Raw genomic sequence first — 18,973 nt, forward strand, 5'->3', positions numbered from 1 at the left:
CACCCCATGGGCGCGTCTATAGAATTGCGCCTCCTTTAATCGGGCGTATTGCGCTCGGTGGGAATAGCAGCCGGAGTCTGAAATCCAATGCAAAATCAGCAAATCCGTATCAGGTTGAAGGCTTTTGACCATCGCCTGATCGACCAATCCACCCAGGAAATCGTGGAAACCGCGAAACGTACTGGTGCACAAGTGCGTGGTCCAATTCCACTGCCTACCCGTAAAGAGCGTTTCACCGTTCTGGTTTCCCCGCACGTCAACAAAGACGCGCGTGACCAGTACGAGATTCGCACTCATAAGCGTGTTCTGGACATCGTCCAGCCAACGGATAAAACCGTTGATGCGCTGATGAAGCTTGATCTGGCGGCCGGTGTGGAAGTACAGATCAGCCTCGGCTAAGACTCGGGTCTTAGTCGTGTAACGCTCTGAAATGGGCGGCCATAGCGGGTGAAAGCCCCGTACACTCATGAGGTTACAACATGACTATTGGTGTAGTCGGTCGTAAATGCGGTATGACCCGCATTTTTACCGAAGAAGGTGTCTCCATTCCGGTTACGGTCATCGAGATCGAGCCGAATCGCGTCACCCAGTTCAAAACTGAAGAAACCGATGGCTATCGTGCAGTGCAAGTCACTGTCGGTGAGCGTCGTGCTTCGCGCGTGACTGCTGCTCAAGCAGGTCACTTCGCCAAAGCAAACGTTGCTGCAGGCCGTGGCGTCTGGGAATTCCGTCTTGAAGAAGGCGAGTACCAGGCTGGCGACTTGATCAGCGCTGAACTCTTCGCTGCAGGCCAGCTGGTAGACGTTACCGGTCAGTCGAAAGGTAAAGGCTTTGCCGGTACCATCAAGCGTTGGAACTTCCGCGGTCAAGACAATACCCACGGTAACTCTGTTTCCCACCGTGTCCCTGGCTCCATCGGCCAGTGCCAGACTCCTGGTCGTGTATTCAAGGGCAAGAAAATGTCCGGTCACATGGGCGCCGAGCGCGTGACCGTTCAGTCCCTCGAAGTCGTACGCGTAGACGCTGAACGCAATCTGCTGCTCGTCAAGGGTGCCGTTCCTGGCGCTACCGGCGGCAATTTGGTTGTGCGTCCGGCAGCCAAGGCTCGCGGTTAAGGGGAAGCTGAAATGCAATTAAATGTAAATGACGCTCAGGCGATCGAAGTTTCCGAACTGACCTTCGGCGGCGAATTCAACGAGACGTTGGTGCACCAAGCAGTCGTGGCCTACATGGCCGGCGGCCGTCAAGGCACCAGCCAGCAGAAAACCCGTTCCGACGTTCGTGGTGGCGGCAAGCGCCCGTGGCGTCAGAAGGGTACTGGCCGTGCACGTGCCGGTACTATCCGTAGCCCAATCTGGCGTGGCGGTGGTACCACCTTCGCAGCGCGTCCTCAGGACCACTCGCAGAAGCTCAACAAGAAGATGTATCGCGCAGCACTGCGCTCCATCCTCGCTGAGTTGGTGCGTACCGACCGTCTGGTCGTCGTCCAGGATTTCGTTGTCGATGCACCGAAAACCAAAGACCTGCTGAGCAAGCTGAACGGCATGGGTCTGACCGACGTTCTGATCGTGTCCGACGCTGTTGACCAGAATCTGTACCTGGCTGCTCGCAACCTGCCACACGTCGATGTACGTGACGTGCAGGGTTCCGATCCAGTTAGTCTGATCGCATACGACAAGGTGTTGATCACCGTGTCGGCCGTGAAGAAATTCGAGGAGCTGCTGGGATGAACCAGGAACGCGTATTTAAAGTTCTGCTTGGCCCGCACGTTTCCGAAAAGGCTACGGTTCTGGCTGACAAGAAAGGCCAGTTCGTTTTCAAGGTTGCAACCGACGCAACCAAGCTGGAAATCAAGAAGGCCGTCGAAAGCCTGTTCAGCGTGAAAGTAGAGCGCGTCACTACCCTGAACGTTCTGGGTAAAAGCAAGCGCACTGCTCGCGGTCTGGGCAAGCGTAATGACTGGAAGAAGGCAGTTATCTCCCTTCAGCCAGGCCAAGATCTCGATTTCAGCAGCAGTGCTGAGTAAGGAAGGGGTGCATCATGGCAATCGTTAAATGCAAACCGACTTCCCCTGGCCGCCGTTTCGTGGTCAAGGTGGTCAACCAGGAGCTGCATAAAGGCGCTCCTCACGCACCGCTGCTCGAGAAGAAATCGAAGTCTGGTGGTCGTAACAACAATGGCCGCATCACCACCCGTCATATCGGTGGTGGCCACAAGCAGCATTACCGTATGGTCGACTTCCGTCGCAACGACAAGGATGGCATCGCTGCCACCGTCGAGCGTATCGAATACGATCCAAACCGTACTGCTCACATCGCACTGCTGCTGTACGCAGACGGCGAACGCCGCTACATCATCGCCCCTAAAGGCGTGAGCGCTGGCGACCAGCTGATCTCGGGCGCTCTCGCTCCGATCAAGCCAGGTAACTCGCTGCAACTGCGCAACATCCCAGTGGGTAGCACCATCCACGGCGTCGAGCTGAAGCCTGGTAAAGGCGCTCAGATCGCTCGTTCGGCAGGCGCTTCGGCCCAGCTGATCGCTCGTGAAGGTGTTTATGTAACTCTGCGTCTGCGCTCCGGCGAGATGCGTAAAGTGCTGGCTGAATGCCGCGCGACCCTGGGCGAAGTCTCGAACTCCGAGCACAGCCTGCGTTCGCTGGGTAAAGCCGGTGCCAAACGCTGGCGTGGCGTTCGCCCAACCGTTCGTGGTGTTGCCATGAACCCGGTTGACCACCCACATGGTGGTGGTGAAGGTCGTACCTCCGGTGGTCGTCATCCGGTATCGCCATGGGGCTTCCCGACTAAGGGCGCGAAGACTCGTGGTAATAAGCGTACCGACAACATGATCGTCCGTCGTCGCAAGTAAATAGAGGGATACGACAGTGCCACGTTCTCTGAAAAAAGGTCCTTTTATTGATCTTCACCTACTGAAGAAGATCGAAGTGGCGGCGGAAAAGAACGATCGCAAGCCGGTGAAAACCTGGTCGCGTCGCTCGATGATCCTGCCACAAATGGTCGGTCTGACCATCGCGGTACACAACGGTCGTCAACACGTCCCCGTTCTCGTGAACGAAGACATGGTCGGCCATAAACTGGGCGAGTTTGCCGGTACCCGCACTTATCGTGGGCACGTGGCTGACAAGAAAGCCAAGCGTTAAGGGGTTAGGAAATGGAAGTAGCCGCTAAGTTGTCGGGCGCTCGAATCTCCGCCCAGAAAGCCCGCTTGGTCGCCGACCAGATCCGCGGGAAGAAGGTGGGCGAAGCGCTCAACCTGTTGGCTTTCAGCAGTAAGAAAGCCGCTGAAATCATGAAAAAAGTGCTGGAGTCGGCCGTAGCCAACGCCGAGCACAACGAAGGCGCAGACGTCGATGACCTGAAGGTTTCGACTGTTTTCGTCAACGAAGGGCGTTCGCTGAAGCGCATCATGCCACGTGCCAAAGGCCGGGCTGATCGCATCGTCAAGCGGTCTTGCCATATCACTGTCAAGGTTGCTGACAAGTAACGGAGTCGATCAGATGGGTCAGAAAGTACATCCCATTGGCATTCGCCTGGGAATCGTCAAGGAGCACACCTCCGTCTGGTACGCAGACGGTCGGACTTATGCGGACTATTTGCTCGCAGATCTGAAGGTGCGTGAATACCTCCAAGACAAACTAAAAAGCGCGTCCGTAAGCCGTATCGATATCCATCGCCCGGCTCAGACTGCACGGATCACCATCCACACCGCTCGTCCTGGTATCGTTATCGGGAAGAAAGGTGAAGATGTCGAGAAGCTGCGTCAGGACCTGACCAAGCAAATGGGTGTGCCTGTGCACATCAATATCGAAGAGATCCGCAAGCCGGAGCTCGACGGTATGCTGGTTGCGCAAAGCGTAGCTCAGCAGCTGGAGCGTCGTGTGATGTTCCGTCGCGCCATGAAGCGCGCTGTTCAGAACGCCATGCGGATCGGTGCCAAGGGCATCAAGATCCAAGTGAGCGGTCGTCTGGGCGGTGCTGAAATTGCGCGGACTGAATGGTATCGCGAAGGTCGTGTGCCTCTGCACACCCTGCGTGCCGACATCGACTATGCCAACTACGAAGCCCACACCACCTACGGTGTGATCGGTGTCAAGGTTTGGATCTTCAAAGGCGAAGTAATTGGTGGTCGCCAGGAAGAACTGAAACCTCAAGCACCAGCGCCTCGTAAAAAAGCTGCTAAATAAGGGGTACGCCAAATGTTGCAACCAAAGCGTACGAAGTTCCGCAAGCAGATGACTGGCCACAACCGTGGTCTGGCACTGCGCGGTAGCAAAGTCAGCTTCGGCGAATTCGCCTTGAAAGCTGTTGCCCGCGGTCGTCTCACCGCCCGTCAGATCGAGTCGGCACGTCGTGCTCTGACCCGTCACGTAAAGCGTGGCGGCAAGATCTGGATCCGTGTATTCCCGGACAAGCCGATCTCCAAGAAGCCTCTCGAAGTGCGGATGGGTAAAGGTAAGGGTTCCGTCGAGTACTGGGTTGCCCAGATTCAGCCAGGCAAAGTCCTGTATGAAATCGAGGGTGTCACTGAAGAGCTGGCGCGTGAGGCTTTCGCCTTGGCAGCTGCAAAGCTGCCTCTCGCCACCTCCTTTGTTAAGCGGACGGTGATGTGATGAAAGCGAACGAACTTCGTGAAAAATCAGCACAGCAACTGAACGAGCAACTGCTCGGCTTGCTGCGCGACCAGTTCAATCTGCGTATGCAGAAAGCAACTGGCCAGTTGGGGCAGTCTCACCTGCTCTCGCAAGTGAAGCGCGACATCGCTCGCGTGAAAACTGTGCTCAACCAGCAGGCAGGTAAGTGATCATGGCTGAAGCCGAAAAAACCGTCCGTACGCTGACTGGCCGTGTCGTCAGCGACAAGATGGACAAAACCATCACCGTGTTGATCGAGCGTCGCGTAAAGCACCCGATCTACGGTAAATACGTCAAGCGTTCGACTAAGCTACACGCACACGACGAAACCAATCAGTGCAAAACCGGCGACAAGGTTTCCATTCGCGAAACCCGTCCGCTGGCCAAGACCAAGTCCTGGGCCCTGGTTGAAGTTCTCGAACGCGCTGTTGAAGTCTAAGGGCTAAGGGTCGGAGAAATTTTATGATTCAGACTCAATCCATGCTCGATGTGGCCGATAACAGCGGCGCTCGTCGCGTCATGTGCATCAAGGTATTGGGCGGTTCGCACCGCCGGTACGCTGGCATCGGTGACATCATCAAGGTGACCGTCAAGGAAGCAATTCCTCGCGGCAAAGTGAAGAAAGGCCAGGTGATGACTGCTGTTGTAGTCCGCACTCGCCACGGTGTTCGTCGCGCTGACGGCTCCATTATCCGCTTTGACGGCAACGCTGCTGTTCTGTTGAACAACAAGCAAGAGCCGATCGGCACCCGTATCTTTGGGCCAGTGACCCGTGAGCTTCGTTCCGAGAAGTTCATGAAGATCGTCTCGCTCGCCCCAGAAGTGCTGTAAGGAGATCCGACATGCAAAAGATTCGTCGTGACGACGAGATCATCGTGATCGCCGGCAAAGACAAAGGTAAGCGCGGTAAGGTGCTCAAGGTTCTCGCTGATGACCGTCTGGTCGTCGGTGGGATCAACCTGGTGAAGCGTCATACCAAGCCTAACCCGATGTCGGGCGTACAGGGCGGTATCGTCGAGAAAGAAGCGCCACTGCACGCTTCCAACGTCGCCATTTTCAACGGCGCAACCAACAAGGCTGACCGCGTTGGTTTCAAAGTTGAAGACGGCAAGAAAATTCGTGTCTTCAAGTCGACCCAAAAAGCGGTTGATGCTTGAACACTGCTAGGTAGAAGACCATGGCACGACTCAAAGAGATTTACCGGAAGGAAATCGCTCCCAAGCTTGTAGAAGAACTCAAGCTGGCGAACGTGATGGAAGTTCCGCGCGTTACCAAGATCACCCTGAACATGGGTATCGGCGAAGCAATCGGCGACAAAAAAGTCATCGAGCACGCTGTAGCTGACCTGGAAAAGATCACCGGCCAGAAAGCCGTCGTGACCTACGCTCGCAAATCCATCGCGGGCTTCAAGGTCCGCGAGGGCTGGCCGATTGGTGTCAAGGTGACCCTGCGTCGCGATCGTATGTATGAATTCCTGGACCGCCTGCTGGCGATCTCCCTGCCTCGGGTTCGCGACTTCCGCGGCCTGAATGCCAAGTCCTTCGATGGTCGTGGCAACTACAGCATGGGCGTGAAAGAGCAGATCATTTTCCCGGAAATTGATTACGACAAGATCGATGCCCTGCGCGGTCTGGACATTACCCTGACCACCACTGCTCGTTCGGATGATGAAGGTCGCGCCCTGCTGCGTGCTTTCAAATTCCCGTTCCGCAACTGATTGGAGTAGGAAAATGGCCAAGAAGAGCATGAAAAACCGTGAGCTGAAGCGTCAGCTGACGGTCGCCAAGTACGCCAAGAAGCGTGCAGAGCTGAAAGCAATCATCGTGAATCTGAACGCAAGTGACGAAGACCGTTGGAATGCCTCGATCGCCCTGCAGAAGCAGCCACGTGACGCCAGCGCTTCGCGCATGCGTAACCGCTGCCGCCTGACTGGCCGTCCACACGGCGTATACCGCAAGTTCGGCCTGGGCCGTAACATGCTGCGTCAAGCCGCCATGCGCGGTGACGTACCAGGTCTGGTCAAGGCCAGCTGGTAAGTCGTACCGCCGAGTCCCGGTGATCGGGAGAGCAATCAACCGACCGCCGGTACCCTGCGACTGAATCAAGCCCCTCATGGGGCTTGATTCATTTGTGGGGTGCGTCTAGAATTGCCGGCTCGCCAGAGCCCGGGTTTTTGGACCGGTTTTACTGTCTCGGCGACGTTGTAGCCGCAAGGCTAATAATTTTTGTATCAGGAGCGTCAAGCCCATGAGTATGCAGGACCCGTTAGCGGACATGCTAACTCGAATCCGTAATGCCCAGATGGCTGAAAAGTCCGTCGTAAGCATGCCGTCTTCCACGTTGAAGGTAGCTGTGGCCAAAGTTCTGAAGGACGAAGGCTATATCGCGGGTTTTCAGGTAAGCAGCGAAACCAAGCCGTCGCTTTCCATCGAGCTCAAATACTTCGAAGGCCGTCCGGTCATCGAGGAAGTCAAACGCGTCAGCCGTCCCGGCCTGCGTCAGTACAAATCCGTTGATGACCTGCCAAAAGTTCGTGGCGGTCTCGGCGTATCCATCGTCTCCACCAACAAGGGTGTGATGACGGATCGTGCTGCGCGCGCTGCCGGTGTCGGCGGCGAAGTTCTTTGCACAGTGTTCTAAGGGGGGATAAGCATGTCTCGCGTCGCTAAGAACCCCGTAAAGCTGCCAGCCGGTGTCGAAGTCAAATTCGTCGGCCAGCAGCTTTCGGTGAAGGGTGCCAAGGGCACTCTTGAACTGAATGTACACTCGTCCGTTGAAATCGTTGAAGAAGCTGGCGAGCTGCGTTTCGCCGCCCGCAATGGCGATCAACAGACCCGTGCAATGGCCGGTACCACCCGTGCTTTGGTCAACAACATGGTCCAGGGCGTAAGCCAAGGCTTCGAGCGCAAGCTCCAGCTGGTCGGTGTTGGTTACAAGGCTCAAGCCAAAGGCCAAGTGCTGAACCTGGCTCTCGGCTTCTCGCACCCGGTGGACTACGAATTGCCGCAAGGCATCACCGCTGAGACTCCTAGCCAGACCGATATCCTGATCAAGGGCATCGACAAGCAGCTGGTGGGTCAAGTGGCCGCTGAAATCCGCGATTTCCGTCCGCCAGAGCCTTACAAAGGCAAAGGTGTACGTTACGCAGACGAAGTCGTCCGCCGTAAAGAAGCCAAGAAGAAGTAGGGCATAGCAAATGACCGACAAAAAAGTTACTCGACTGCGTCGAGCTCGCAAAGCACGCCTGAAAATGCACGAACTCGAAGTCGTGCGTCTCTGCGTGTTCCGCTCTTCGCAGCACATCTATGCCCAGGTCATCTCGGCCGACGGCAGCAAGGTCCTGGCAAGCGCCTCGACTTTGGACAAAGAACTGCGTGATGGCGCCACTGGCAACATCGACGCGGCCACTAAGGTTGGCCAGCTGGTCGCTACGCGTGCTAAAGCCGCTGGTGTCTCGCAGGTGGCTTTCGACCGCTCTGGCTTCAAGTACCATGGTCGCGTGAAAGCGCTGGCTGATGCTGCTCGTGAAGCTGGGCTGGAGTTCTAAGTTATGTCAAATAACGACCAAAAGCGCGACGAAGGCTACATCGAGAAGCTGGTTCAAGTGAACCGCGTTGCCAAGACCGTAAAAGGCGGCCGTATCTTCACCTTCACCGCGTTGACCGTGGTAGGTGATGGCAAGGGTCGCGTTGGTTTCGGCCGTGGCAAGTCTCGTGAAGTGCCAGCTGCCATCCAGAAGGCGATGGAAGCTGCTCGTCGCAACATGATCCAAGTGGACCTCAACGGTACCACCCTGCAGTACGCCATGAAGTCCGCCCACGGCGCCTCCAAGGTCTACATGCAGCCAGCTTCCGAAGGTACCGGTATCATCGCCGGTGGCGCAATGCGTGCCGTCCTGGAAGTCGCTGGTGTTCAGAACGTTCTGGCCAAGTGCTACGGCTCGACCAATCCTGTGAACGTGGTACACGCCACTTTCAAAGGTCTGAAGTCGATGCAGTCCCCGTCGTCCATTGCTGCCAAGCGCGGCAAAAACGTTGAGGAGATCATCTGATCATGGCCACCGTTAAAGTAACGCTGATCAAAAGCATGACCGGCCGCATCCCTAACCACAAACTGTGCGTTAAGGGTCTGGGTCTGCGTCGCATCGGTCACACTGTAGAAGTCCAGGATACTCCCGAGAATCGCGGGATGATCAACAAGGCCTACTACATGCTGCGTGTCGAGGGTTAATCGATGAAACTCAATGATCTGAGTCCAGCGCCGGGTTCCCGTCGCGAAAAGCATCGTCCGGGCCGTGGTATCGGTAGTGGTTTGGGCAAGACCGGTGGCCGTGGCCACAAAGGTCAGACCTCCCGCTCCGGTGGCACCATCGCTCCAGGCTTTGAAGGCGGTCAACAGCCGCTGCATCGCCGTTTGCCGAAGTTCGGCTTCGTTTCGCTGAAAGCCATGGACCGCGCAGAAGTGCGTCTGTCCGAGCTGGCCAAGGTTGAAGGCGACGTCGTCTCCGTGCAATCGCTCAAGGATGCGAACGTGATCAACCAGAACGTTCAGCGTGTGAAAATCATGCTGTCCGGTGAAGTTGCTCGCGCTTTCACCTTCAAAGGTATCGCCGTCACCAAAGGTGCACGTGCGGCTATCGAAGCAGCTGGCGGCAAGTTCGAGGAATAAATGGCTAAGCAAGGTGCTCTCTCAGCGCTCAGCAAAGGCGGGTTGTCCGAGCTCTGGGCTCGTCTGCGATTTCTGTTCCTGGCGATTGTCGTCTACAGGATAGGCGCACACATCCCAGTTCCAGGTATCAACCCGGACCGGCTGGCCGATCTGTTCAAACAGAATGAGGGGACCATTCTTAGCTTGTTCAACATGTTTTCCGGCGGTGCGCTGGAGCGGATGAGCATCTTTGCACTGGGGATCATGCCGTACATCTCGGCATCGATCATCATGCAGCTGATGTCCGCTGTAGCGCCGCAGCTGGAACAGTTGAAGAAGGAAGGTGAGGCTGGTCGTCGCAAGATCAGCCAGTACACCCGCTATGGCACCGTCGTCCTGGCACTGGTTCAAGCGATCGGCATGTCGATCGGTCTGGCCAACCAGGGCGTTTCGTTCTCCGCTGGCATCAGCTTCTATCTGCTCGCCGTATCGACCTTCGTGGCCGGTGCGATGTTCATGATGTGGCTGGGCGAGCAGATTACCGAGCGCGGTGTGGGCAACGGTATCTCGATGTTGATTTTTTCGGGTATCGTGGCCGGTCTTCCGAGAGCAGTAGGGCAGTCTTTCGAGTCTGCACGTCAGGGCGATATCAACATCTTCGCGTTGGTTGCGATCGGTTTGTTGGCGGTAGCGATCATTGGTTTCGTGGTGTTCATCGAGCGTGGTCAGCGGCGTATTGCCGTTCACTATGCCAAGCGTCAGCAGGGCCGCAAGGTCTTCGCTGCGCAGACAAGCCACTTGCCACTGAAAGTGAACATGGCCGGTGTGATTCCAGCCATTTTCGCGAGCAGCATCCTGTTGTTCCCGGCCTCGCTGGGGCAATGGTTCGGTCAGTCCCCTGGTATGGGCTGGCTGCAGGATCTCTCTCAGTCGATCGCTCCTGGTCAGCCGTTGAATATTCTGCTGTTTAGTGCAGGGATTATTTTCTTCTGCTTCTTCTATACGGCGTTGATGTTCAATCCGAAAGACGTAGCGGAAAACCTGAAGAAGTCCGGTGCCTTTATTCCGGGCATCCGTCCAGGGGAGCAGTCGGCGCGCTACATTGATGGCGTTCTGACCCGCTTGACCATGTTCGGTGCTCTCTACATGATGTGCGTCTGTCTGCTTCCCCAGTTCCTGGTGGTCGCCGCAAACGTTCCGTTTTACCTTGGCGGGACCTCGTTGCTGATCGTCGTAGTGGTTGTGATGGACTTCATGTCCCAAGTACAATCGCACCTCGTTTCGCACCAGTACGAATCCCTGATGAAGAAAGCCAACCTGAAGGGCTACGGTGGCAGCGGTCTGCTGCGCTGAGCACCCCCTAAGGTTCGAGGAGTTTGGTGATGAAAGTTCGTGCATCGGTCAAAAAACTGTGCCGCAACTGCAAGATTATTCGCCGCGAAGGTGTTGTTCGCGTCATTTGCAGCGCGGAACCGCGTCACAAGCAGCGCCAAGGCTGATTGTGATCTGTGCTTCAAACCCAGCAGCTAGTGCGCTGCTGGGTTGATTATTTGTTTCTACAGCGATATTATCTCGCGCCCTATTTCTTGGCTTCCGGGGCGTAGGTAGCTGTCAATTGGAGTCCCACTGAATGGCCCGTATTGCAGGCGTCAACATTCCAGATAACAAGCATACTGTTATCTCGCTGACCTACATCTATGGTGTTGGTCGCACCACTGCGCAGAACATTTGCGCAGTCACCGGGGTCAACCCGGCCGCAAAGATCAAGGATCTGAGCGACGAGCAGATTGAATTGCTGCGTGGCGAAGTTGCCAAGTTCACCGTTGAAGGCGACCTGCGTCGCGAAATCAACATGAAAATCAAGCGCTTGATGGATCTGGGCTGCTACCGCGGTCTTCGTCATCGTCGTGGTCTGCCGGTTCGCGGTCAACGCACCAAGACCAACGCGCGTACCCGTAAAGGCCCGCGTAAGCCGATCCGCAAGTAATCGCACCAGCGAATCGACAGGAATCTAGTCATGGCAAAACCTGCTGCTCGTCCTCGTAAAAAAGTAAAAAAGACAGTGGTTGATGGCATCGCCCACATCCACGCGTCTTTCAACAACACCATCGTGACCATCACCGACCGTCAAGGTAACGCTCTGTCCTGGGCTACCTCCGGTGGTTCGGGTTTCCGCGGTTCCCGCAAGTCCACCCCGTTCGCGGCTCAAGTAGCTGCTGAGCGTGCTGGTCAAGCTGCGCTGGAATATGGCCTGAAAAACCTCGACGTCAACGTCAAGGGTCCAGGTCCAGGTCGTGAGTCCGCTGTCCGTGCTTTGAACGGCTGTGGCTATAAGATCGCCAGCATCACCGACGTGACGCCAATCCCGCATAACGGGTGCCGTCCGCCGAAGAAGCGCCGCGTGTAATCAGGAGACGATAGATAATGGCTCGTTACATTGGTCCAAAATGCAAACTGGCGCGTCGTGAAGGCACTGACCTGTTCCTGAAAAGCGGCGTTCGCGCCCTGGAATCGAAGTGCAACATCGAAGCAGCCCCAGGTATCCACGGTCAGCGCCGTGGCCGCCAGTCCGACTACGGCACCCAGCTGCGTGAAAAGCAGAAAGTCCGTCGTATCTATGGCGTTCTCGAGCGTCAGTTCAGCGGTTACTACAAGGAAGCTGCCGGCAAGAAAGGCGCAACTGGCGAGAACCTGCTGCAGCTGCTCGAATGCCGTCTGGACAACGTTGTATACCGTATGGGTTTCGGCTCCACTCGTGCCGAATCTCGTCAGCTGGTATCGCACAAGTCGATCAGCGTCAACGGCAAGACCGTTAACGTTCCGTCCTACCAGGTTCGTGCTGGTGACGTGGTCGCGATCCGCGAGAAGGCAAAGAACCAACTTCGCATTGTCCAGGCTCTCGATCTGTGTGCCCAACGTGGCCGCGTAGAATGGGTAGAAGTAGACACTGAGAAGAAGTCGGGCGTTTTCAAGAACGTTCCAGCTCGCAGTGATCTGTCCGCCGACATCAACGAAAGCCTGATTGTCGAGCTCTACTCCAAGTAAGGGCTAGAAAATAGGTGCATCCATGCAGATTTCGGTAAATGAGTTCCTGACGCCCCGCCATATCGATGTGCAGGTCGTCAGTCCAACCCGCGCCAAGATCACTCTCGAGCCTCTCGAGCGTGGTTTCGGCCATACCCTGGGCAACGCGCTGCGCCGCATCCTGTTGTCCTCAATGCCCGGCTGTGCAGTAGTCGAGGCCGAGATTGACGGTGTACTCCACGAGTACAGCGCCATCGAAGGTGTACAGGAAGACGTCATTGAAATCCTGTTGAACCTGAAAGGTCTGGCTATCAAGCTGCACGGTCGTGACGAAGTTACGCTGACCTTGTCGAAAAAGGGTTCGGGGGTGGTTACCGCTGCCGATATTCAGCTGGATCATGATGTCGAGATCGTTAACCCCGATCACGTAATCGCTAACCTGGCGTCCAACGGCGCCCTGAACATGAAGCTCGTTGTAGCTCGTGGTCGCGGTTATGAACCAGCCGACTCGCGTCAGAGCGATGAAGACGAAAGCCGCAGCATCGGTCGCTTGCAGCTCGACTCTTCGTTCAGCCCGGTACGCCGTATCGCCTACGTGGTGGAAAACGCCCGTGTCGAACAGCGCACCAACCTGGACAAACTGGTTATCGATCTGGAAACCAACGGTACTCTGGATCCTGAAGAGGCTATCCGCCGCGCTGCAACCATCCTGCAACAGCAGCTGGCTGCGTTCGTCGACCTCAAAGGTGACAGCGAACCTGTGGTAATCGAACAGGAAGACGAGATCGATCCGATCCTCCTCCGTCCGGTTGACGATCTGGAACTGACTGTACGTTCGGCCAACTGCCTCAAGGCGGAGAACATCTACTACATCGGCGACCTGATTCAGCGCACCGAAGTAGAGCTGTTGAAGACTCCAAACCTGGGCAAGAAATCCTTGACTGAAATCAAGGACGTACTCGGCTCACGCAGTCTGTCCCTCGGCATGCGCCTCGACAACTGGCCGCCTGCAAGTCTTAAGAAGGACGACAAGGCGACTGCCTGATCGTCGTAATCACCGAACGTCGTGTTTGGTAAGGAATGAACCATGCGTCATCGTAAAAGTGGTCGTCACCTGAGCCGCACTAGCTCGCACCGCAAGGCCATGTTCCAAAACATGGCGGTGTCGCTGTTCGAGCACGAGCTGATCAAAACTACTCTGCCTAAAGCCAAGGAACTGCGCCGCGTTGCCGAGCCGCTGATCACCCTGGCCAAGGTTGACAGCGTATCCAACCGCCGTCTGGCTTTCGACCGTACTCGTTCGAAAGCTATCGTTGGCAAGCTGTTCAACGACCTGGGCAAGCGTTATGCAACCCGTGAGGGTGGCTACCTGCGCATCCTGAAGTGCGGTTTCCGCGCTGGCGACAACGCGCCTATGGCGTACGTCGAACTGGTTGATCGTCCAGTCGGTGGCGTTGTAGAAGCCGCTGAGTAAGACGTTTCAGTCACATAAGAAACCGGGCCCAGCGCCCGGTTTTTTATTGCCTCTTGCATTTAGAAAAATCTATCGCCCACCAATAATCAATGCATTGGCGCGATACGCGAACGACCCGCAATAATCCTCTCAAGCCACCTAGAACGACATTCTCAGCCCGAGAGAGGAAACGCATGAGCCAGACCAAGACCTTGACCACCGCCAGCGGTGCTCCGATTTCCGATAATCAGAATTCGCGCTCTGCGGGCCCCCGCGGACCTTTGCTGCTCGAAGACTTTCACCTGATCGAGAAGCTCGCCCATTTCAACCGCGAGAACATTCCGGAACGACGCGTCCATGCCAAGGGCTCGGGTGCCTATGGCACGTTCACCGTGACTCGGGACATCACCCACCTGACGAGCGCCCGACTGTTCAGCCAGGTCGGCAAGCAGACCGAAACCTTCCTGCGCTTTTCCACAGTGGGTGGTGAGCGCGGTTCGGCTGACACCGAGCGCGACCCTCGCGGTTTCGCCCTGAAGTTCTACACCGAAGAAGGCAACTGGGACATCGTTGGCAACAACACCCCGGTGTTCTTCATTCGCGATCCGCTGAAATTCCCCGACTTTATCCACACGCAAAAGCGCCTGCCACAAAGCAACCTGAAGAGTGCGCAGATGATGTGTGATTTCTGGTCCCATTCGCCTGAGGCACTGCATCAGGTCACCATCCTGTTCTCCGACCGCGGGATCCCGGATGGCTATCGCCACATGCACGGTTTCGGCAGCCACACCTACAGCCTGATCAATGCCGCAGGCGAGCGGCATTGGGTCAAATGGCACTACAAGACCGAACAAGGCATCAAGAACCTGGCCCCGGCCGACGCGGCGCGGATTGCCGGCACCGACCCGGACTACGCCCAGCGTGACCTGTTCGCAGCGATCGAGCGCGGTGACTTCCCGAAATGGCGTGTGTGCATCCAGGTCATGAGCGAGGCCCAGGCTGATGCCCATCACGAGAATCCGTTCGACGTGACCAAGACCTGGTCGCAGAAAGAGTATCCGCTGATCGAAGTCGGCATGCTCGAGCTCAACCGCAACCCGCTGAACTACTTCGCCGAAGTCGAGCAGGCAGCGTTCGGCCCCAGCAACATGGTACCTGGCGTCGGCCTGTCGCCTGATCGCATGCTGCAGGGCCGGGTGTTCGCCTACGCTGACGCCCATCGCTACCGCGTCGGGACCAACCACCAGCAGTTGCCGGTGAATGCGCCGCGCAGCCCGGTCAACAGCTACCAACGCGACGGTTCCATGGCGTTGGGTAGCAACGGTGGGTCGGCACCCAACTACGAGCCCAACAGCTATGCCGACGCGCCCAAGCAGGACGCCCGCTACGCCGAGCCGCCCTTGGCGCTACAGGGTGCTGCCGATCGCTGGGACCACCGTGTCGACGGCGATTACTACAGCCAGGCCGGTGCACTGTTCCGCTTGATGAGTGACGCGCAGCGGGCGCTGCTGGTGGACAACATCGCCGGTGCCATGGCCGGGGTCTCGGTGGATGTTATCGAGCGCCAATTGGGTCACTTCAGCAAGGCAGATCCGGCGTATGGAGAAGCAATCGCAAGGGCGATCGAAGCGAAACGCGCCTAAGTCGAAATGCTAAGAAGAACCGCCCTCATTTGGGCGGTTTTTCGCTTCCAATCGTCGCCGTTTCCGCCTTTTTTAGTGATTCTTTTAGTGTCTGCCCGTGACCTCAGAGCATTCATGGTTCAAACTATGTCTTTCGAACAGGGAGATGTAGGTCAATGTTGGGTCATCCGGAAGTCATCGAGTACCTGAACACGTTGCTGCGAGGAGAGCTGGCCGCGCGTGATCAGTATTTCGTCCATTCGCGGATGTACGAAGACTGGGGCTTCAGCAAGCTCTATGAGCGTATCAACCACGAAATGCAGGAAGAGGCCGAGCACGCCGACGCCTTGATGCGCCGCATCCTCATGCTCGAAGGTACGCCGACCATGCGCCCCGACGATCTCGACGTCGGCACCACCGTGCCGGAAATGCTCGAGAGCGACCTGCGCCTGGAGTACAAGGTGCGGGCCGCGCTGTGCAAGGGTATCGAGCTGTGTGAGTTGCACCATGACTACGTCAGCCGCGAAATCCTGCGAGTGCAGCTAAACGACACCGAGGAAGATCACACCTACTGGCTGGAGAAGCAGCTCGGCCTGATCAAGTCGATCGGCTTGCAGAACTATCTGCAGTCGCAGTTCTGAAGCTTATGCAATAAAAAAGCCCCGGTTTTCCGGGGCTTTTTTATGGATCAATCAAGCCTTGTCACGCTCCAGCAACGGCTTGAGGTAATGCCCGGTGTAGGACTGCTTCATCCCTGCCACCTGCTCCGGCGTCCCCACGGCAATAATCTGCCCGCCCTTGGAGCCACCCTCTGGCCCCAGGTCAACCAGCCAGTCCGCAGTCTTGATCACGTCGAGGTTGTGTTCGATCACCACCACGGTGTTGCCGTGGTCGCGCAGGCGATGCAAGACATCGAGCAGTTGCTGGATATCGGCGAAGTGCAAACCGGTAGTCGGCTCGTCGAGGATGTACAGGGTCTTGCCGGTGTCGCGCTTGGACAGCTCACGGGACAGCTTGACCCGTTGTGCCTCGCCCCCAGACAGCGTGGTCGCCGACTGCCCCAGCTTGATGTATGACAGGCCCACATCCATCAGCGTTTGCAGCTTGCGCGCCAGGGCCGGCACGGCATCGAAGAACTCGCGGGCTTCCTCGATGGTCATTTCCAGGGTTTCGTGGATGCTCTTGCCCTTGTATTTGATCTCCAGGGTTTCGCGGTTGTAGCGCTTGCTCTTGCACACGTCGCACGGCACGTAGATGTCCGGCAGAAAGTGCATCTCGACCTTGATCAGGCCATCGCCCTGGCAGGCCTCGCAGCGCCCGCCCTTGACGTTGAAGGAGAAACGCCCCGGGCCATAGCCGCGCGAACGGGCCTCGGGTACACCGGCGAACAGCTCGCGGATTGGCGTGAACAGCCCGGTATAGGTCGCCGGGTTGGAGCGCGGCGTGCGCCCGATCGGGCTCTGGTCGATGTCGACCACCTTGTCCAGGTGCTGCAGGCCGTCAATGCTGTCGTGCGCCGCTGCCTCGAGGGTGGTCGCGCCGTTCAACGCGGTGGAGCTGAGTGGAAACAGTGTGTTGTTGATCAGCGTCGACTTGCCCGAACCGGACACGCCGGTAACGCAGGTCAGCAGGCCGATGGGAATTTCCAGGTCGACATTGCGCAGGTTGTTGCCGCGTGCGCCCTTGAGGGTCAGCGCCAACTTCTTGTTGCGTGGCGTGCGCTTGGCAGGCACTTCGATTTTGACCCGGCCGGACAGATACTTGCCGGTCAGCGAGTCGGGGTGGTCCATGACCTCCTGGGCGGTGCCCTGGGCCACGATGTAGCCACCGTGCACGCCGGCACCCGGGCCGATATCGACCACATAGTCGGCCAGGCGAATGGCGTCTTCGTCGTGCTCGACCACGATCACCGTGTTGCCGATGTCGCGCAGATGCTTGAGCGTGCCCAGCAGCCGGTCGTTGTCGCGCTGGTGCAGGCCGATCGACGGCTCGTCGAGGATGTACATCACCCCGACCAGGCCGGCGCCGATCTGGCTGGCCAGACGGATGCGCTGCGCCTCGCCACCGGACAGGGTGTCGGCACTGCGGTCCAGAGTCAGGTAGTCGAGGCCGACGTTCACCAGAAATTGCAGGCGCTCGCGAATCTCCTTGAGGATCTTGTCGGCGATCTCGCCCTTACGTCCGGTGAGCTTCAGCTCGTCGAAATATGACGTGGCGTCGCCGATCGGCAGCCCGGTCACCGCCGGCAGGGTCTTCTCGCCGACCCACACGTGCCGCGCCTCGCGACGCAGACGCGTGCCGCGGCAGTCGGGGCAGGGCTGGGTACTGAGGAACTTGGCCAGCTCCTCGCGCACGGTGGTCGACTCGGTCTCGCGATAGCGTCGCTCCAGGTTCGGCACGATGCCTTCGAAGGGGTGCGAGCGCTTGACGATGTCACCGCGGTCGTTGAGATAACGGAAGTCAACGTTGTGATTGCCGCTGCCGCTGAGCAGGATCTTCTGCTGATCGGTCGGCAGGTCCTTGAAGGGCACCTCCAGGCTGAAGCCATAGTGCGAGGCCAGCGAGCCGAGCATCTGGAAGTAATACACATTGCGCCGGTCCCAGCCGCGAATCGCCCCTTCGGCCAGGGTCAGCTCGCCATTGACCAGGCGCTTGGTGTCGAAGAACTGCTTCACGCCCAGGCCGTCACAGGTCGGGCAGGCGCCGGCCGGGTTGTTGAAGGAAAACAGCTTGGGTTCCAGCTCGCTGATGGCGTGACCGCAGATCGGGCAGGCAAAGCGCGCGGAGAAGATCATCTCATCGCCCGGCTCGTCGTCCATGGGCGCCACGAGGGCGATGCCGTCCGCCAGCTTGAGCGCCGTCTCGAAGGACTCCGCCAGGCGTTGCTGCAGGTCGTTACGCACCTTGAAACGGTCGACCACCACCTCGATGGTGTGCTTCTTCTGTTTTTCCAGCTTGGGCAGTTCGTCCATCTCGTGCAGCCGGCCGTTGACCCGCACGCGCACGAAACCCTGAGCGCGCAGCTCTTCGAAAATCGCCAGGTGTTCACCCTTGCGCTCGCGAATCACCGGCGCCAGCAGCATCAGCTTGCGGCCCTCGGGCTCGGCCAGGACCAGGTCGACCATCTGGCTGACGGTCTGCGCCTCCAGCGGGATATCGTGGTCGGGGCAGCGCGGGGTGCCGACGCGGGCATACAGCAGCCGCAGGTAGTCGTAGATCTCGGTGATGGTGCCGACGGTGGAGCGCGGGTTGTGCGAAGTGGATTTCTGCTCGATGGAGATCGCCGGGGACAGCCCTTCGATGGTGTCGACATCGGGTTTTTCCATCATCGACAGGAACTGCCGGGCGTAGGCCGACAGCGATTCCACGTAGCGCCGCTGGCCTTCGGCATACAGCGTGTCGAACGCCAACGAGGACTTGCCCGAGCCCGACAGGCCGGTGATGACGATCAGCTTGTCACGGGGCAGGGTGAGGTCGATGTTCTTCAGGTTGTGGGTCCGAGCCCCACGAATCAGGATCTTGTCCAAAAGCGGCCTCGCTTGGCGGGCGTAAACGCAGGAGTATAAGGCTAAATACTGG

The 18,973-nt window shown here is 57.7% G+C and carries 31 protein-coding genes; 30 read left to right on the forward strand and 1 reads right to left on the reverse strand.

The genetic code is table 11. From position 1 onward, the window contains the following. The first annotated feature begins 87 nt into the window (after positions 1-87). The 30 genes from rpsJ (at position 88) to bfr (ending at position 16,035) form a co-directional block, all read left to right on the forward strand. The gene (gene rpsJ, locus SFA35_RS03230) at positions 88-399 is read left to right on the forward strand and encodes a 30S ribosomal protein S10 (RefSeq protein ID WP_003186070.1); all 312 of its coding nucleotides are present in this window, start codon (positions 88-90) and stop codon (positions 397-399) included. 80 nt (positions 400-479) lie between these two features. After that, entirely contained in the window at positions 480-1,115 is a 636-nt protein-coding gene (gene rplC, locus SFA35_RS03235; protein ID WP_320575150.1) for a 50S ribosomal protein L3, read from the forward strand. Positions 1,116-1,127: 12 nt separating this feature from the next. Next, entirely contained in the window at positions 1,128-1,730 is a 603-nt protein-coding gene (gene rplD, locus SFA35_RS03240; RefSeq protein ID WP_320575152.1) for a 50S ribosomal protein L4, read from the forward strand. Continuing rightward, complete coding sequence (gene rplW, locus SFA35_RS03245; protein ID WP_002555488.1) at positions 1,727-2,026, forward strand: 50S ribosomal protein L23; 300 nt, start codon at positions 1,727-1,729, stop codon at positions 2,024-2,026. Before rplD ends, rplW begins: the two co-directional genes overlap by 4 nt. A gap of 14 nt (positions 2,027-2,040) precedes the next feature. Continuing rightward, positions 2,041-2,865, forward strand: coding sequence for a 50S ribosomal protein L2 (rplB, locus tag SFA35_RS03250; protein ID WP_320575156.1), 825 nt, complete (start codon positions 2,041-2,043; stop codon positions 2,863-2,865). A 16-nt stretch (positions 2,866-2,881) separates the two neighbouring features. After that, the gene (gene rpsS, locus SFA35_RS03255; protein WP_002555486.1) at positions 2,882-3,157 is read left to right on the forward strand and encodes a 30S ribosomal protein S19; all 276 of its coding nucleotides are present in this window, start codon (positions 2,882-2,884) and stop codon (positions 3,155-3,157) included. Positions 3,158-3,168: 11 nt separating this feature from the next. Next, positions 3,169-3,501: a 50S ribosomal protein L22 gene (gene rplV, locus SFA35_RS03260; RefSeq protein ID WP_003103908.1), complete on the forward strand. Its 333-nt coding sequence runs from the start codon at positions 3,169-3,171 to the stop codon at positions 3,499-3,501. Between the two features lie 13 nt (positions 3,502-3,514). Next, positions 3,515-4,201 (forward strand): 30S ribosomal protein S3, encoded by a 687-nt coding sequence (rpsC, locus tag SFA35_RS03265; protein WP_008065719.1) that lies wholly within the window; start codon positions 3,515-3,517, stop codon positions 4,199-4,201. A gap of 12 nt (positions 4,202-4,213) precedes the next feature. Further along, complete coding sequence (rplP, locus tag SFA35_RS03270; protein WP_226507474.1) at positions 4,214-4,627, forward strand: 50S ribosomal protein L16; 414 nt, start codon at positions 4,214-4,216, stop codon at positions 4,625-4,627. Continuing rightward, complete coding sequence (gene rpmC, locus SFA35_RS03275) at positions 4,627-4,818, forward strand: 50S ribosomal protein L29 (RefSeq protein ID WP_002555481.1); 192 nt, start codon at positions 4,627-4,629, stop codon at positions 4,816-4,818. Before rplP ends, rpmC begins: the two co-directional genes overlap by 1 nt. 2 nt (positions 4,819-4,820) lie before the next feature. After that, positions 4,821-5,087, forward strand: a complete 267-nt coding sequence (gene rpsQ, locus SFA35_RS03280) for a 30S ribosomal protein S17 (protein WP_213879467.1) — start codon at positions 4,821-4,823, stop codon at positions 5,085-5,087. Positions 5,088-5,110: 23 nt separating this feature from the next. Beyond that, positions 5,111-5,479: a 50S ribosomal protein L14 gene (gene rplN, locus SFA35_RS03285; RefSeq protein ID WP_003243907.1), complete on the forward strand. Its 369-nt coding sequence runs from the start codon at positions 5,111-5,113 to the stop codon at positions 5,477-5,479. Positions 5,480-5,490: 11 nt separating this feature from the next. Continuing rightward, entirely contained in the window at positions 5,491-5,805 is a 315-nt protein-coding gene (gene rplX, locus SFA35_RS03290; protein WP_002555478.1) for a 50S ribosomal protein L24, read from the forward strand. 20 nt (positions 5,806-5,825) lie between these two features. After that, positions 5,826-6,365 (forward strand): 50S ribosomal protein L5, encoded by a 540-nt coding sequence (rplE, locus tag SFA35_RS03295; protein ID WP_320575168.1) that lies wholly within the window; start codon positions 5,826-5,828, stop codon positions 6,363-6,365. A 13-nt stretch (positions 6,366-6,378) separates the two neighbouring features. Further along, the gene (gene rpsN, locus SFA35_RS03300; RefSeq protein WP_320575171.1) at positions 6,379-6,684 is read left to right on the forward strand and encodes a 30S ribosomal protein S14; all 306 of its coding nucleotides are present in this window, start codon (positions 6,379-6,381) and stop codon (positions 6,682-6,684) included. A gap of 211 nt (positions 6,685-6,895) precedes the next feature. Next, positions 6,896-7,288 carry a 30S ribosomal protein S8 gene (rpsH, locus tag SFA35_RS03305; protein ID WP_213879473.1) on the forward strand — a complete coding sequence of 131 codons (393 nt, stop codon included), beginning with the start codon at positions 6,896-6,898 and terminating at the stop codon, positions 7,286-7,288. Positions 7,289-7,300: 12 nt separating this feature from the next. After that, positions 7,301-7,834, forward strand: a complete 534-nt coding sequence (rplF, locus tag SFA35_RS03310; RefSeq protein WP_320575177.1) for a 50S ribosomal protein L6 — start codon at positions 7,301-7,303, stop codon at positions 7,832-7,834. 10 nt (positions 7,835-7,844) lie between these two features. Further along, on the forward strand, positions 7,845-8,195 hold the full coding sequence (gene rplR, locus SFA35_RS03315; RefSeq protein WP_053162831.1) for a 50S ribosomal protein L18: 351 nt from the start codon (positions 7,845-7,847) through the stop codon (positions 8,193-8,195). A gap of 3 nt (positions 8,196-8,198) precedes the next feature. Further along, positions 8,199-8,699 carry a 30S ribosomal protein S5 gene (gene rpsE / locus SFA35_RS03320; RefSeq protein WP_213879475.1) on the forward strand — a complete coding sequence of 167 codons (501 nt, stop codon included), beginning with the start codon at positions 8,199-8,201 and terminating at the stop codon, positions 8,697-8,699. 2 nt (positions 8,700-8,701) lie between these two features. After that, positions 8,702-8,878: a 50S ribosomal protein L30 gene (gene rpmD / locus SFA35_RS03325; RefSeq protein ID WP_003176408.1), complete on the forward strand. Its 177-nt coding sequence runs from the start codon at positions 8,702-8,704 to the stop codon at positions 8,876-8,878. A 3-nt stretch (positions 8,879-8,881) separates the two neighbouring features. Further along, a complete protein-coding gene (gene rplO / locus SFA35_RS03330; protein ID WP_320575182.1) occupies positions 8,882-9,316 on the forward strand; it encodes a 50S ribosomal protein L15 in 435 nt (144 codons plus the stop codon). After that, the gene (gene secY, locus SFA35_RS03335) at positions 9,317-10,648 is read left to right on the forward strand and encodes a preprotein translocase subunit SecY (RefSeq protein ID WP_320575184.1); all 1,332 of its coding nucleotides are present in this window, start codon (positions 9,317-9,319) and stop codon (positions 10,646-10,648) included. It abuts the gene before it with no gap. A 29-nt stretch (positions 10,649-10,677) separates the two neighbouring features. Then, positions 10,678-10,794 (forward strand): 50S ribosomal protein L36, encoded by a 117-nt coding sequence (rpmJ, locus tag SFA35_RS03340; RefSeq protein WP_002555468.1) that lies wholly within the window; start codon positions 10,678-10,680, stop codon positions 10,792-10,794. Between the two features lie 131 nt (positions 10,795-10,925). Further along, entirely contained in the window at positions 10,926-11,282 is a 357-nt protein-coding gene (rpsM, locus tag SFA35_RS03345; protein WP_320575186.1) for a 30S ribosomal protein S13, read from the forward strand. A 30-nt stretch (positions 11,283-11,312) separates the two neighbouring features. Further along, positions 11,313-11,702 carry a 30S ribosomal protein S11 gene (rpsK, locus tag SFA35_RS03350; protein ID WP_002555466.1) on the forward strand — a complete coding sequence of 130 codons (390 nt, stop codon included), beginning with the start codon at positions 11,313-11,315 and terminating at the stop codon, positions 11,700-11,702. Positions 11,703-11,719: 17 nt separating this feature from the next. After that, entirely contained in the window at positions 11,720-12,340 is a 621-nt protein-coding gene (rpsD, locus tag SFA35_RS03355; RefSeq protein ID WP_213879483.1) for a 30S ribosomal protein S4, read from the forward strand. A gap of 22 nt (positions 12,341-12,362) precedes the next feature. Further along, on the forward strand, positions 12,363-13,364 hold the full coding sequence (locus SFA35_RS03360) for a DNA-directed RNA polymerase subunit alpha (protein WP_320575190.1): 1,002 nt from the start codon (positions 12,363-12,365) through the stop codon (positions 13,362-13,364). Between the two features lie 42 nt (positions 13,365-13,406). After that, on the forward strand, positions 13,407-13,793 hold the full coding sequence (gene rplQ, locus SFA35_RS03365) for a 50S ribosomal protein L17 (RefSeq protein WP_320575192.1): 387 nt from the start codon (positions 13,407-13,409) through the stop codon (positions 13,791-13,793). A gap of 173 nt (positions 13,794-13,966) precedes the next feature. Further along, positions 13,967-15,415: a catalase gene (locus SFA35_RS03370; RefSeq protein WP_320575194.1), complete on the forward strand. Its 1,449-nt coding sequence runs from the start codon at positions 13,967-13,969 to the stop codon at positions 15,413-15,415. A gap of 155 nt (positions 15,416-15,570) precedes the next feature. Then, entirely contained in the window at positions 15,571-16,035 is a 465-nt protein-coding gene (gene bfr / locus SFA35_RS03375) for a bacterioferritin (protein WP_320575196.1), read from the forward strand. 51 nt (positions 16,036-16,086) lie between these two features. Here bfr and uvrA read toward each other — a convergent pair whose 3' ends face one another. Then, a complete protein-coding gene (gene uvrA, locus SFA35_RS03380) occupies positions 16,087-18,921 on the reverse strand; it encodes an excinuclease ABC subunit UvrA (protein WP_320575198.1) in 2,835 nt (944 codons plus the stop codon). Positions 18,922-18,973 lie beyond the last annotated feature (52 nt).

It is taken from the genome of Pseudomonas sp. HR96 (genome assembly GCF_034059295.1).
GTDB lineage: Bacteria > Pseudomonadota > Gammaproteobacteria > Pseudomonadales > Pseudomonadaceae > Aquipseudomonas.

What these genes read in the sequence shown, in the direction of transcription:
- rplC (WP_320575150.1), top strand. Translation starts at nt 480, where the DNA reads ATGACTATTGGTGTAGTCGGTCGTAAATGCGGTATGACCCGCATTTTT.
- rplD (WP_320575152.1), top strand. Translation starts at nt 1,128, where the DNA reads ATGCAATTAAATGTAAATGACGCTCAGGCGATCGAAGTTTCCGAACTG.
- rplB (WP_320575156.1), top strand. Translation starts at nt 2,041, where the DNA reads ATGGCAATCGTTAAATGCAAACCGACTTCCCCTGGCCGCCGTTTCGTG.
- rplO (WP_320575182.1), top strand. Translation starts at nt 8,882, where the DNA reads ATGAAACTCAATGATCTGAGTCCAGCGCCGGGTTCCCGTCGCGAAAAG.
- rpsM (WP_320575186.1), top strand. Translation starts at nt 10,926, where the DNA reads ATGGCCCGTATTGCAGGCGTCAACATTCCAGATAACAAGCATACTGTT.
- rpsH (WP_213879473.1), top strand. Translation starts at nt 6,896, where the DNA reads ATGAGTATGCAGGACCCGTTAGCGGACATGCTAACTCGAATCCGTAAT.
- rpsJ (WP_003186070.1), top strand. Translation starts at nt 88, where the DNA reads ATGCAAAATCAGCAAATCCGTATCAGGTTGAAGGCTTTTGACCATCGC.
- rpsQ (WP_213879467.1), top strand. Translation starts at nt 4,821, where the DNA reads ATGGCTGAAGCCGAAAAAACCGTCCGTACGCTGACTGGCCGTGTCGTC.
- rpsE (WP_213879475.1), top strand. Translation starts at nt 8,199, where the DNA reads ATGTCAAATAACGACCAAAAGCGCGACGAAGGCTACATCGAGAAGCTG.
- rplE (WP_320575168.1), top strand. Translation starts at nt 5,826, where the DNA reads ATGGCACGACTCAAAGAGATTTACCGGAAGGAAATCGCTCCCAAGCTT.
- SFA35_RS03370 (WP_320575194.1), top strand. Translation starts at nt 13,967, where the DNA reads ATGAGCCAGACCAAGACCTTGACCACCGCCAGCGGTGCTCCGATTTCC.
- rplW (WP_002555488.1), top strand. Translation starts at nt 1,727, where the DNA reads ATGAACCAGGAACGCGTATTTAAAGTTCTGCTTGGCCCGCACGTTTCC.
- bfr (WP_320575196.1), top strand. Translation starts at nt 15,571, where the DNA reads ATGTTGGGTCATCCGGAAGTCATCGAGTACCTGAACACGTTGCTGCGA.
- rplP (WP_226507474.1), top strand. Translation starts at nt 4,214, where the DNA reads ATGTTGCAACCAAAGCGTACGAAGTTCCGCAAGCAGATGACTGGCCAC.
- rpsD (WP_213879483.1), top strand. Translation starts at nt 11,720, where the DNA reads ATGGCTCGTTACATTGGTCCAAAATGCAAACTGGCGCGTCGTGAAGGC.
- SFA35_RS03360 (WP_320575190.1), top strand. Translation starts at nt 12,363, where the DNA reads ATGCAGATTTCGGTAAATGAGTTCCTGACGCCCCGCCATATCGATGTG.
- rpmJ (WP_002555468.1), top strand. Translation starts at nt 10,678, where the DNA reads ATGAAAGTTCGTGCATCGGTCAAAAAACTGTGCCGCAACTGCAAGATT.
- rplR (WP_053162831.1), top strand. Translation starts at nt 7,845, where the DNA reads ATGACCGACAAAAAAGTTACTCGACTGCGTCGAGCTCGCAAAGCACGC.
- rplV (WP_003103908.1), top strand. Translation starts at nt 3,169, where the DNA reads ATGGAAGTAGCCGCTAAGTTGTCGGGCGCTCGAATCTCCGCCCAGAAA.
- secY (WP_320575184.1), top strand. Translation starts at nt 9,317, where the DNA reads ATGGCTAAGCAAGGTGCTCTCTCAGCGCTCAGCAAAGGCGGGTTGTCC.
- rplQ (WP_320575192.1), top strand. Translation starts at nt 13,407, where the DNA reads ATGCGTCATCGTAAAAGTGGTCGTCACCTGAGCCGCACTAGCTCGCAC.
- rpsK (WP_002555466.1), top strand. Translation starts at nt 11,313, where the DNA reads ATGGCAAAACCTGCTGCTCGTCCTCGTAAAAAAGTAAAAAAGACAGTG.
- rpmD (WP_003176408.1), top strand. Translation starts at nt 8,702, where the DNA reads ATGGCCACCGTTAAAGTAACGCTGATCAAAAGCATGACCGGCCGCATC.
- rpsC (WP_008065719.1), top strand. Translation starts at nt 3,515, where the DNA reads ATGGGTCAGAAAGTACATCCCATTGGCATTCGCCTGGGAATCGTCAAG.
- rplX (WP_002555478.1), top strand. Translation starts at nt 5,491, where the DNA reads ATGCAAAAGATTCGTCGTGACGACGAGATCATCGTGATCGCCGGCAAA.
- rpmC (WP_002555481.1), top strand. Translation starts at nt 4,627, where the DNA reads ATGAAAGCGAACGAACTTCGTGAAAAATCAGCACAGCAACTGAACGAG.
- rplF (WP_320575177.1), top strand. Translation starts at nt 7,301, where the DNA reads ATGTCTCGCGTCGCTAAGAACCCCGTAAAGCTGCCAGCCGGTGTCGAA.
- rpsN (WP_320575171.1), top strand. Translation starts at nt 6,379, where the DNA reads ATGGCCAAGAAGAGCATGAAAAACCGTGAGCTGAAGCGTCAGCTGACG.
- rplN (WP_003243907.1), top strand. Translation starts at nt 5,111, where the DNA reads ATGATTCAGACTCAATCCATGCTCGATGTGGCCGATAACAGCGGCGCT.